Genomic DNA, 11,923 nt, shown 5'->3' with positions numbered 1-11,923 from the left:
GGAGTAACGCTATGCACCGAGGGAGTATTGCGACTACTGCGGAGTGCTGCCGAGTACCGCGGTCACTTGCGGGTGACGATCCGGCGCACCCACCGGGCGAGCGACTCGGGAGTCGGCTGGTCGAAGGTGAATCCTGCCGAGATCAGCGCCCGGGGCTCCATGCGCGCGCTGACGAGCAGAAGCTCATGGCCGAGTTGTCCGATGACCGCGGTGAGCACGAAGGCAGGGACGCGGAACCAGACCGGCCGGTGAAATGCTCTGCTGAGCTGAAGCATGATCGCATCGAGGGTTGCCGGCGCCGGTGCGCTCAGGTTTACAGGTCCCACGAGGGGCGTCGTCAGGAGGAACTCGAGAGCCCTCACCTCGTCGTCCAGGCTGATCCAGGGCCACCACTGGTTGCCCGGGCCCAGGGACGTGCCGGCGAAGAAACGCATCGGGGTCAGCAGGTTCGGCAGGGCCCCGCCCCCCTTCGCCATCACGATGCCGGTTCGTGCCAGCACGACCCGAACGGAATCCGGCGCCCGCAGCGCTTCGGTTTCCCAGCGCCTGCAGATGTCGGCGAGAAGGGTCTGTCCCGATGCTGACGCCTCGGTGAGCACCTCGTCACCCCGATCGCCGTAGTAGCCGGACGCCGACTGACTGACGAAGACCGCCGGTGGGTTCTGCGCCTGCCGCATCGCCTGCACGAGCGTCCTGGTCGGCAGGATCCGCGACGAGTACAGCGCTTCCTTGTAGCTCCGGGTCCAGAGGCCTCCGGCTATGCCCGCGCCCGAAAGGTTGATGACGGCATCCGCCCACTCCACGGCAGCGACATCGAGTTCGCCGATCGAGGGATTCCACCTGATCTCGGCCGAATTCCTCGGTGATCGGCGAACAAGACGCCGGACGTCGTGATTCTTGTCGAGCTGGCGGGTGAGGGCGGTTCCGATGGTCCCGGACGCGCCGGCGAGGAGGATGCGCATGGCTCCATCGAACCACTTGTCCCGCGCGAAAGGTATTGCGGACGGCGGGCGTCCGGCACCTTTGGCGCCGGTGGCGTTCGGGCCGAAGGGCGGGGGAGGGACGCGTGGCGCTCCTCGCCGGTAGCTAAGATCGACCAATGGGCTCCGATTACCTTCGCTATCCGCACATCCACGGCAACCGCGTCGCATTCGTCGCTGAGAACGACGTCTGGGTCGCCCCACTCGACGGAGGCCGCGCCTGGCGAATCTCGGCGCTGCAGCTTCCCGCCAGGAACCCGCGCTTCTCGCCGGACGGGTCCACGATCGCCTGGACGGTCGTGCAGGGCGGAGCGCCGGAGGTCGTGGCCGCTGACGTCGAAGGAGGGAACTTCCGTAGGCTCACTTTCTGGGGACACCAGAGCACCCGCGTCAAGGGCTTCACATCGGAGGGTGACGTGCTTGCGACGAGCGCCTTCCGGCAGGAGGACTCACGGCTGAGCTGGGCGTACCGGGTTCCGCTCGACGGGACAGTGTCGTCCGTCGTCCCGCTGGGCCCCGTCGACACCGTTGTCGAGGGCCCTGCCCTCGGGGACGAGAAGCCGGTGGTGATCGGCAGTGTCCTGACGCGGGAGCCGGCGTGGTGGAAGCGGTATCGGGGCGGCACCGCAGGCAAGCTCTGGATGGATTCCGACGGTCGAGGGGACTTCGTGCGGTTCCTTCCCGAGCTGGACGGCAACCTCAGTGACCCCATGTGGATCGCGGGGCGCGTAGCTTTCCTGTCCGACCACGAGGGACACGGCAACCTCTACTCCGCTGACCGGAACGGCGGCGACCTGCGCCGACACACCGACCACGACCAGTTCTACGCGCGTCATGCGAGCACCGACGGCACGCGGATCGCCTTCGAGTCGGCGGGGGAGCTCTGGTACCTGCCGGCGCTGGATGCCGACGCGATCCGGCTGTCCGTCACGCTGGGGTCGGCATCCACCACACGACGCCCCCAACCGCTCGCGGTGGAACGACACCTCGCGGCTGCCGTGCCGACGTCGGACGGATCCGCGTCCATCGTCGAGGCGCACGGCACCCTCCACTGGCTGACCCATAAGGACGGCCCGTCGCGTGTGGTCGAGGCGACGCCGGGTGTCCGTGCCCGTCTCGGTCGGCCCATTGATCGGTCCCGCGTGGCGTACATCGCCGACGTGGACGGCGAGGAGGCCCTCTATGTGCGCGACGTCTTCGCACCGGCCGACGGTGAAGCAACCGCCGACCAGTCCGAGCTCACGGGCCGATCGGAGCACGCCGGGTCCCAGCACGTCGGCCCCGGCCGGAACGGGGCGGAGCTGAACGGGTCGGAGAGCGACAGCGATGGCGTTCAGGTCCTGCCCGCGCCCGTGAGTGCACTGAGTCTTTCCGATGGCCCGCACCGGCCATACGATGACGGGGCGAGTGGCGGAGCGAGTGACGAGGCGAGCGATACTGCACCCGGAGGCGGTGACGCGGGCAGCCGCGCACGTCTGGAGCAGCCCGATGACGGTGCTTCCGGACCGGAGGCAGCCCTGGTCGATGCCCAGTCCGCACTGCCCCGCTCCAGTCTCCAGCGCTTCACCTTCGAGGGGCGCTTCCGCGCATCGGCAGTGGCAGTCAGTCCGGACGGCAGCCGCATCGCGGTGCCGTCCGAGACCGGCTCCCTCGAGCTCCTGACGGTTGCCACCGGGGAGAGCCGCCGCGTCGTCTCGACGGAGCATGGAGTGATCGAAGCCGTTACCTTCTCCCATGATTCGGCATGGCTCGCCTGGGCGGAGCCCATGGCCCAGGAGGGCGCGCGGAGCCGAATCCGCCTTGCCTCGGCTTCCGCACCCGACGAGATCATCGACGTCACGGACGGACGGTTCCGGGACTGGTCGCCGACGTTCAGCCGGGACGGGAAGTATCTCGCCTTCCTCTCGGATCGTAGCTTCGACCCCGTCTACGACACCCACCGCTTCGACCTCAGTTTTCCGGCGTCGACGAAACCCCACCTGGTGGCGCTCGCCGCCGGGACGCCGTCGCCCTTCGGCCCGCGCGCCGCGCTGACGGGCGGCGACACCGATCGCAACGACGGTAGGGGAAGCTCTGGTGCTCCAGGTGCTCCGGGTGCTGCTGGTTCCGCTGGTAGTGAGGGACGTGACGGCGAGGAAGCACCTGCGACCGTCGTCGTCGATCCTGAACTCATCATGGCGCGCACCATCGCGGTTCCGGTTGCGCAGGGAACGTACGACGACCTTCGAGCCGTCGACGGTGCACTGCTCTGGACCGCCGGCGACATCGGGGGAGTAACGGGCGAGGGGCGCGCGTCATCCTCCGACGGCGAGCCCGCCCGGCGTCTGGAGCGTTTCGATCTGGAGCGCAGGAGAGTCGAGGTCCTCGCGGCCGACATCGACGCCTACGAGGTGAGCAGGGACGGCGCGACGGCGGTCCATATGTCGAGCGGGAAGGTCACGGCGATCCCTACGGACGGCGCGACGGATACGGACTCGCCGAAACGGGTCGAGGTCGGGCTCCAGCGCATCCGGGTCTCGCTCGATCCGGTCCGGGTGTGGAGACAGGCGTTCGAGGAGGCCTGGCGGCTCCAGCGGGACTTCTACTGGACCGAGGACATGGCCGGGGTCGACTGGCACGGCGTACGGGAGCGCTACCTGCCACTGGTCGATCGCCTGGGCAGCCATGACGACCTCGTGGACGTCCTGTGGGAACTGCACGGGGAGCTCGGGACATCCCATGCCTACGTCGCACCAGCGCTCGTAGGCGAAGCCGGAGGACACCAGGGATTCCTCGGGGCGGAATTCGCGCCGGCCCGGGACGGCTGGGCGGTCACCCGGATCTTCGAGGCCGAGTCGTCGGATCCGCTCGCGGCGTCGCCCCTGAGCGCGCCGGGCGTCGCCGTCCGTGCTGGAGACGTCATCGAAGCCATCGACGGTGTCCCTGTGCCGGCCCGCTTCGGCCCTTCGGTGCTCCTGACAGGAGCTGCAGGAATGGCAGTCGAACTCACGGTGCGGCCCGGTGACGGCGCGGAACGCCGTCGTGTCGCCGTGGTTCCACTCCGCAGTGAGGAGCGCCTGCGCTACCAGAACTGGGTAGCGGCGAACCGGGCGATCGTGCAGCGTGCCTCCGACGGGCGCTTCGGCTACCTGCACATCCCGGACATGGTTGCGAACGGATGGGGACAGCTGCACCGCGACCTCGATCGTGAGACGACCCGGGACGCCCTCGTGATCGATGTCCGACGCAATCGCGGCGGTCACACCTCGCAGTTGGTCGCAGAGCTCATCGGGCGGAGGGTCACGGCGTGGTCGATGCCCCGGGGGGAGACTCCCGGCACCTACCCGGCCCACGCACCACGCGGTCCCGTGGTGGTCCTGACCGACGAGTTCGCGGGCTCCGACGGCGACATCATCACGCAGGTCGTGAAGCTGCGCGGTATCGGACCGGTGATCGGTACCCGGACCTGGGGCGGAGTCATCGGCATCGACGGCCGGTTCAAGCTCGCGGATGGCACTGGGGTGAACCAGCCGCGGTACGGCTTCCACGTGACGGGCGGCGTCGGATGGTCCATCGAGAACTACGGCGTGGATCCGGACATCGAGGTGCCCTTCCCACCGCATGCATACGCGGCTGGGGAGGATCCGCAGCTCGAACATGGGGTCGGGATACTTCGGGAGATGCTCGCCGAGATCCCTACGGACATACCGCCGCTGAAGGAGGGCTACCCCTCCCGGAAGCCGGGATCGCTGCCCCCGCGACCACAGGATCTGGGCGACTGATCCGGTAACCCCCACGCGCATGCAGAAGACCCCCGGACACCTGATGTCCGGGGGTCTTCTTGCCAGCTGTGCGGCCGGAGGGTCCGGCTAGCCCTTCAGCGTCGCGCTCAGCGTGATGTCCTTGACGGCGGCAAGGGCCTGCGACACGGGGCAGCCCTCCTTCGCGGCCTGGGCAACCCGCTGGAAGTCCTCCTCGGAGAGCCCGGGAACGGTCGCCTCGAGTGTGAGACGGATGGCGGTGATGCCTGTGCCCGGCTGGAAATCGACCTCTGCCTTCGTCTCGACGTGCTCCGGGGTCTTGCCCTCTTCACCCAGTGCGTGGCTGAACGCCATCGAGAAGCATGCGGAGTGTGCGGCGGCGATGAGTTCCTCCGGGCTGGTCTTGCCCTCGGACTGCTCGGCGCGTGCCTTCCAGGTCACGTCGTAGGTGCCGATACCGGATGAATCAAGCGTTACCTGACCCGAGCCTGTGGGGAGGTCTCCACTCCAGACGGTGTGGGCTGTGCGAATGGTAGCCATGGTTCTCCTTGGTGTCTGACGGGCGCGGGTTTCGCGTCCGGTACTTCACTCCCATCCTAGGGAGCGCGGGTGGGGAGTTCCATCGGGCGTCCGGGCGGACAGCCGGAAAAGGAAGGAGCCGCCTCCCTCAAGGGAAGCGGCTCCTGTCGGTCGAACCGATCGGACGAGACTACAGGCCGAGGTCGGCCTCGAAGGCTCCACCCTCGAGGCGTGCCTTCAGCGTCTGCAGGAATCGGCCCGCATCGGCGCCGTCCACGAGGCGGTGGTCGTACGTCAGGCTCAGGTACATCATCGAACGGATGGCGATCGTGTCATCACCGTCGACTCCGGTGATGACCACCGGACGCTTGACGATGATGCCGGTACCCAGGATGCCGACCTGTGGCTGGTTGATGATCGGGGTGTCGAAGAGAGCACCGGCCGACCCGATGTTCGTGATCGTGAAAGTGCCACCGGAGAGCTCGTCCGGGCCGATCTGTCCGTTCCTGGTGCGAGCCCCGACATCGGCGATCTTCTTGGCGAGTCCGCCCAGGTTGAGGTTGCCGGCGTCCTTGATGACGGGAACCAGCAGGCCCTTCTCGGTGTCGACCGCGATCGCGAGGTGCTCGGCGTCGTGGTACGTGACTTCCTTCTTCTCCTCGTCGAAGGACGCATTCAGCTTCGGGTGCTGCTTCAGCGCCTCGGTGACGGCCTTCGAGATGAAGGGCAGGAAGGTCAGCTTCGCGCCGTTCTGTGCCTGGAACGAATCCTTGGACACCGCGCGCAGCTTGGCGATACGGGTCATGTCGACCTCGATCACCTGGGTCAGCTGGGCGGAGACCTCGAGCGATTCACGCATCCGCTTCGCGATGGTCTGCCGGATCCGCGGAGCCTTCTCGACGGTGCCACGCAGCTTCGAGGGCTCGACGGCAGGAGCGGCCGGCCTCGATGGTGCTGCCGGTGCTGCCGGTGCCGGTGACTGCGGAACAGCTGCAGGTTCCGGCGTCGCCGCCTTCTGGGCTTCGGCAGCCTCGAGGACGTCCTGCTTGCGGATGCGGCCACTGACCCCCGTGCCCTTGACCGTGGAGAGGTCTACCTTGTTCTGGTTCGCGAGACGCCGGACGAGGGGAGTGACGTAGGTGGAGGTATCCGAGCTTCCGGACTCTTCCGCCTCCGGCCTCTTCTCCGCTGCGGGCGCCTGCTCGGCCGCGGGCTCCGGGGCCGGAGCGCCGCTTGCGTCGTCGTCCGGTTCCGAGGTGGTCGAGGCGCGCTCGGCTTCCTGGTCCGCACCGGGCTTCTCGGTCGGGGCGTCGTTGCGCTCCTCGGCCGGCGCCGCTACGAGCGGATCACCGGACGCTGCTTCGACCTTCTTCGGTGCGGCTGCACCGGATCCGATGACGGCGAGGACGGCGCCGACCTCGGCGGTCTCGTCCTCGTTGACCCGGATCTCCTGGAGCTTGCCCGCAACAGGGGAGGGAATCTCCGTGTCGACCTTGTCTGTCGACACCTCGAGCAGCGGCTCGTCGACTTCGACGTCGTCGCCGACGGCCTTGAGCCAGCGGGTGACCGTACCCTCGGTGACGCTCTCGCCCAGGGCGGGGAGAGTGACCTCGGTACCCTCGGCGGAGCCGTCCGAGTCGTCGCTCGATGCAGGCTCGGGGGCCTGCGGAGCTTCCGCAGCTGCCGGCTGCTCGGGTGCGGCGGGAGCCTCCTCTGCGGCCGGAGCTGCGTTGCCCGCATCGCCACCACCGGATCCGTCTCCGATGCGCACCAGCGGGGCGCCGACCTCCGCGGTCTCGTCCTCCGCGACGAGGATCTCCTCGATGACGCCGGCGATCGGCGAGGGGATTTCGGTGTCGACCTTGTCTGTGGAGACTTCGAGGAGGGGCTCGTCGACCTCGACGCGGTCACCGACCTGCTTGAGCCAGCGGGTGACAGTGCCTTCGGTGACGCTTTCACCGAGAGCGGGCAAGTTCACGGATTCAGACATAATGCGCCCGTTTCTCCTTTATAGATCGTTCCTGGCAGCTGGTCGACGAGCGGGGCCCGTCCAGCTGGCAATGCTTTGAAGTTCCTGCGTCCGAGCTTAGTCCACGCCCTTGGAACGTGGACCAAGCCCGGTTGTGCGTGCTGCCTCAGCCGTGCAGCGGCTTCCCGGCGAGCGCGAGGTGGGCCTCGCCCAGGGCCTCGTTCTGCGTCGGGTGGGCGTGGATGAGGGGCGCGACGTCCTCGGGGTACGCCTCCCAGTTCACGATCAGCTGTGCTTCACCGATCTGTTCGCCCATTCGGGTGCCCAGCATGTGCACGCCGACGATCGGCCCGTCCTTCTCACGGACGAGCTTCACGATGCCGCCGGTACCGATGATCGAGCTCTTGCCATTCCCGGCCAGGTTGTACTCGTGGGTCTCTACGCGGTCGTCCCCGAACTTCTCGCGGGCGGCCTTCTCGGTGTACCCCACCGAGGCGATCTCGGGATCGCTGTAGGTGACCTTCGGGATGTTGAGGTCGGCGACGACGACGGGCTTCAGGCCGCCGATCTCCTCCGCGACGAAGATGCCCTGCTGGAATCCGCGGTGTGCCAACTGCAGGCCGGGAACGATGTCGCCGATTGCATAGATGTTGCCGACACCCGTGTGCAGGCGCTCATTGGTGATGACGAAACCGCGGTCCATCGTGAGGCCGGCCTCCTCGTACCCGAGGTTCTGGGTCACGGGTCCGCGGCCGACGGCGACGAGCATGAGATCCGCCTCGAAGGTCTTGCCGTCCTCGAGCGACACCACCACTCCGTTGTCGTTCTGCTCGACGGACTTGAAGCGGGTTCCGGTGTTGAACTTGATGCCGCGCTTCTTGAACGCGCGCTCGAAGTTCTTGACGATGGAGGCGTCCTCGTTCGGAACGAGCGAGGGAAGGGCCTCGATGATCGTGACGTCGACGCCGAAGGACTTCCAGACGGACGCGAACTCGCAGCCGATGACGCCACCGCCGAGGATGATGACCGTCTTGGGAACGAAGTCCATCTTCAGCGCCTGGTCGGAGGTGATGACCCTGCCGCCGATCTCGAGGCCTGGCAGGCTGCGGGAGAAGGAGCCCGTAGCCAGGATGATGTGCTTGCCGGTGTAGATGGTGCCGTCGACGTCGATGGTGTTCTGCGAGGCGAGCTTGCCCGACCCCTCGATGACCGTGATGCCCTTGGACTTGATGAGACCCTGCAGGCCCCGGTACTTGCCGGCGATGATGCCGTCCTTGTACGCGTTCACCGCGTCCATGTCGATCGCCTCGAAGGTGGCCTTCACGCCGTATTTCTCGGAGTCGCGGGCGCCGTCGGCGATCTCGGCGGAGTGCAGCAGGGCCTTGGTGGGGATGCAGCCGTTGTGGAGGCACGTGCCTCCGAGCTTGCCCTTCTCGATGAGCCCTACGGTGAAGCCCAGCTGCACTGCGCGGAGGGCCGCAGCATAACCGCCGCTGCCTCCACCGAGTACCAGGATGTCGAATTCTTGCGCAGTTGCCGATTCGGCCACTTGAACGCTCCCTCGCGTGGTCTGTTGACGCGCAGGACGCGTCGGTTGATAGATCGATTGCCGTTGCGGTCGCGGTGCGGTCGCAGGTGCTTTCCGTGCTCGTTTTTCACCCTATCCCCAGAAGGGACCATCATCCACTTGAAGTGCAGGTGGACCACGCCGGAGCGGCCCGATGTGCGCAGAGTCACGTGCAGGACATTCCGACGCCGTCACTGCGTGGGGGCGCGGTACCCGAGGCCCGTGCGCCGCGCCCTCCACGACCTCAGGCGGTGCGCGCGAGGACGTCCTCGACGTACGCCAGCAGCGTGCGGACACCCACGCCGGTGCCGGACTTCGGCGTGTAGCCGTAGGCGGCGCCGTCGTTGAACGCGGGTCCGGCGATGTCGAGGTGTGCCCACGGGATCTTCTCGCCGTCCACCTGGCCGACGAACTCGCGGAGGAACACCGCGGCCGTCATCATCCCGCCGTTCCGCTCGCCGATGTTCGCGATGTCGGCGACCTGCGACTCCAGGCTCGGTCGCAGTTCCTCGGGAAGGGGCATGGGCCAGAACTGCTCGCCCGCTCGGTCCGCGGCGGCCTTTACTGCATCCCGCACGCCGTCGTCGCCCATGACCCCCGACACGCGAGTACCGAGCGCGATCATCTGCGCTCCCGTCAGCGTGGCGATGTCGATGATCGCATCGGGTGCTTCCTCGCTGGCAGCGGCAAGGCCATCGGCGAGGACGAGCCGGCCCTCGGCGTCGGTGTTCAGGACCTCGACGGTGCGCCCGCCGTAGATCGAGAGGACGTCCTCGGGGCGTTGCGCTGTACCCGAGGGCATGTTCTCCGCAAGGCAGAGCCAGGCCGTGACCTTCGCGGGCAGGCCCAGTTCGGCGACGGCGAGGAGAGTCGTCAGGACGACGGCGGCGCCGGCCATGTCCAGTTTCATCGTCTGCATGCCGGCGGCCGGCTTGAGCGAGAGTCCCCCGGAGTCGAACGTGATGCCCTTGCCCACGAGTGCGAGGTGGACGGCGGACTTGGCCGGCGAGTACTCGACCTTGACCATGCGCGGTGGACGCGACGATCCCTTGCCCACTCCGAGGATGCCGCCGTAGCCGTCACGCTCGAGGCGCTTCTCGTCCATCACCGTGACCTTCACGGGGAGTCCGCGCGAAAGGTCCTTCGCGGCCTGTGCGAAGGTCTCGGGGTAGAGGTGGCTCGGCGGCAGGTTCACGAGCGAGCGCGTGGTGTTGACGTTCTTACCGAGGACGACGGCACGCCGGAAAGCAGGTGCGAGCTCGACGTCGTCGGCCGCAGGCGTGTGAACGACGACGTTGCGGACCGCGGCCTTGTCGGTTGCCGGGGAGACCGTGCCGTCCGCCTTCATCCCCGACTTGTGGCCCTCGTAGCTGTACGCGCCGAGAGCGGCGCCTTCGGCGACGGCTGTAGCGGAGGCGACGGTGTCGGCAGGCAGAGCGAGGACGACGGTGTCGAGACCGGTCAGCTGTCGGACGGCAGCGCCGGCTGCGCGTCGCAGGGTCTCGGGAGCGAGCACCTCACCGGCGGTCACCGGACCGACACCGGAGAGCACGAGGGAATCGGCCCCTGTCTCGGGCAGCCCGGGAAGGCGGCGTACCTCGTCGGCCGCACCGGTGATGCCGAGCACCTGGAGCGAGTCGCCGAGTGCTCGAGCAGCCTTCGCAGGCAGCGGGCCGGCGAGCAGGACCGGCCCGGCCGTACCCTTCGCGACCGCGATCACGAGCGCGTCGCTCGGAATCTTCTTGATGTCCTTGGCGGAAGCCGTCAGGTGTAGTTCGGTCGTCTTGATCACGGAATCTGTCTCCTCGTGTCCGGATGGGTTGTCCAGATGCTGCATCACTCGTGGCCCCGGTATCTGGTGGTCCGGGAACCGTCCCAACGATCGTAGTCTCTACCCCGGTCGGGTCGGCGGGGGATCCGCCCATGCGCAGAGCGCGATCGTCGGCTCGCGGCCACCATGTCGCGCGGTGCCGGGGAAAGAGGGAGCAGGGAACTGCAGGCGCGAAGAACGGCCGGAATGAAGAGCACGCACGTGGTGTTGACAACGACAGGACCCAACCGGAGGAGAGAGCCATGCTGGATCCACAGACCCTGTACAACACCAACCCCGATGTCGTCGGCGATCCCGCCCTCAAGGGGCTTCCGCTGATCATCAGCCTGACCGGTTTCATGGACGCGGGCCACGTCGTCTCCCAGGTGAGCGAGGAACTCCTCGAGATCCTCGAGCACGAGATGGTGGCCGAGTTCGACGCCGATCAGCTCATGGACTACCGCGGTCGCAGGCCGAAGATCACCTTCGTCGAGGACCACCTGACGGACTACCAGCCGCACCGGCTCGAGCTGCACCGGATGTTCGACGGACTGGGGGAGCCATTCCTGCTCCTGACCGGCGTCGAGCCCGATCTGCAGTGGGAGCGCTTCGTGAGCTCCGTCATCGGACTCGTGACCGAGCTCGAGGTGCCGCTCATCTCGTGGCTCCACGCGATCCCGATGCCCGTCCCCCATACGCGCCCCATCGGCGTGACTCTGCACGGCAATCGGACCGACATCATCGACGGCATGAATGCCTGGCGCCCGACGGCCGAACTGCAGGCCTCCATCGGCCACGTGTTGGAACTGCGCCTGATCGAGGCGGGGCACGACGTCGTCGGGCACGTCATCCACGTTCCGCACTACCTCGCCGAGGCCGAGTACCCGCCCGCCGCGGTCGCGGGCCTCGAGTACGTAGGAGCGACCGCCCGGCTCGTGCTGCCGACGGACCGGTTGCGGGAGACGGGACGTGACGTCGAACGCCAGATCGCGCGGCAGGTGGGCAACTCCACCGAGGTGCAGTCGGTGGTGGCGTCGTTGGAGAAGCGGTACGACGAATACGCCGACGGTGCCGCGCGCCGGTCGCTGCTGGTCAAGGACAACAGCGAGCTCGCAAGTGCGGAGGAACTGGGCGCCGCTGTCGAGGCCTATCTTGCGAGTCCGCAGGCCGAAGAGGAATCCACGCTCCTCTGGGACACCGAGTTCCTCGGCACGACTCCCATCGACTACGGCACGACGGACGGCAGTAGCGACGAGCACGGATCCGGCGGGCAGCCCACCGGTGAGCTCGATGGGCGCGACGAAGGGCCGGCTGGACCGGGACCGCGTTCCGCAGTCT

6 protein-coding genes and 1 pseudogene are annotated in these 11,923 nt (G+C 67.6%); 2 read left to right on the top strand and 5 right to left on the bottom strand.

Annotated features, from left to right (window positions below; translation table 11 throughout):
* Positions 1 to 62 precede the first annotated feature (62 nt).
* On the bottom strand, positions 63 to 962 hold the full coding sequence (locus CXQ96_RS07710) for a TIGR01777 family oxidoreductase (protein WP_104117452.1): 900 nt from the start codon (positions 960 to 962) through the stop codon (positions 63 to 65).
* A gap of 137 nt (positions 963 to 1,099) precedes the next feature.
* On the opposite strand from CXQ96_RS07710, the gene CXQ96_RS07705 reads away from it, so the two are divergent.
* A complete protein-coding gene (locus tag CXQ96_RS07705; protein WP_104117451.1) occupies positions 1,100 to 4,741 on the top strand; it encodes a S41 family peptidase in 3,642 nt (1,213 codons plus the stop codon).
* 87 nt (positions 4,742 to 4,828) lie between these two features.
* Here the strand turns inward: CXQ96_RS07705 and CXQ96_RS07700 are convergent, their stop codons facing one another.
* The 4 genes from CXQ96_RS07700 to CXQ96_RS07685 all read right to left on the bottom strand — a co-directional run bounded on the left by CXQ96_RS07700 (position 4,829) and on the right by CXQ96_RS07685 (position 10,567).
* Positions 4,829 to 5,260, bottom strand: coding sequence for an OsmC family protein (locus CXQ96_RS07700; protein WP_104117450.1), 432 nt, complete (start codon positions 5,258 to 5,260; stop codon positions 4,829 to 4,831).
* Positions 5,261 to 5,429: 169 nt separating this feature from the next.
* Positions 5,430 to 7,229 (bottom strand): 2-oxoglutarate dehydrogenase, E2 component, dihydrolipoamide succinyltransferase, encoded by a 1,800-nt coding sequence (gene sucB, locus CXQ96_RS07695; protein ID WP_104117449.1) that lies wholly within the window; start codon positions 7,227 to 7,229, stop codon positions 5,430 to 5,432.
* Between the two features lie 145 nt (positions 7,230 to 7,374).
* The gene (lpdA, locus tag CXQ96_RS07690) at positions 7,375 to 8,757 is read right to left on the bottom strand and encodes a dihydrolipoyl dehydrogenase (RefSeq protein WP_104117448.1); all 1,383 of its coding nucleotides are present in this window, start codon (positions 8,755 to 8,757) and stop codon (positions 7,375 to 7,377) included.
* A gap of 262 nt (positions 8,758 to 9,019) precedes the next feature.
* Positions 9,020 to 10,567 (bottom strand): leucyl aminopeptidase, encoded by a 1,548-nt coding sequence (locus CXQ96_RS07685; RefSeq protein ID WP_104117541.1) that lies wholly within the window; start codon positions 10,565 to 10,567, stop codon positions 9,020 to 9,022.
* A gap of 281 nt (positions 10,568 to 10,848) precedes the next feature.
* On the opposite strand from CXQ96_RS07685, the pseudogene CXQ96_RS07680 reads away from it, so the two are divergent.
* Positions 10,849 to 11,742 (top strand): annotated as a pseudogene (locus CXQ96_RS07680) (proteasome assembly chaperone family protein); the annotation flags it as partial.
* Positions 11,743 to 11,923 lie beyond the last annotated feature (181 nt).

The sequence above is a fragment of the Arthrobacter sp. B1805 genome (genome assembly GCF_002929745.1).
GTDB lineage: Bacteria > Actinomycetota > Actinomycetes > Actinomycetales > Micrococcaceae > Arthrobacter_D.
This window is presented reverse-complemented; position numbering and strand designations above follow the sequence as displayed.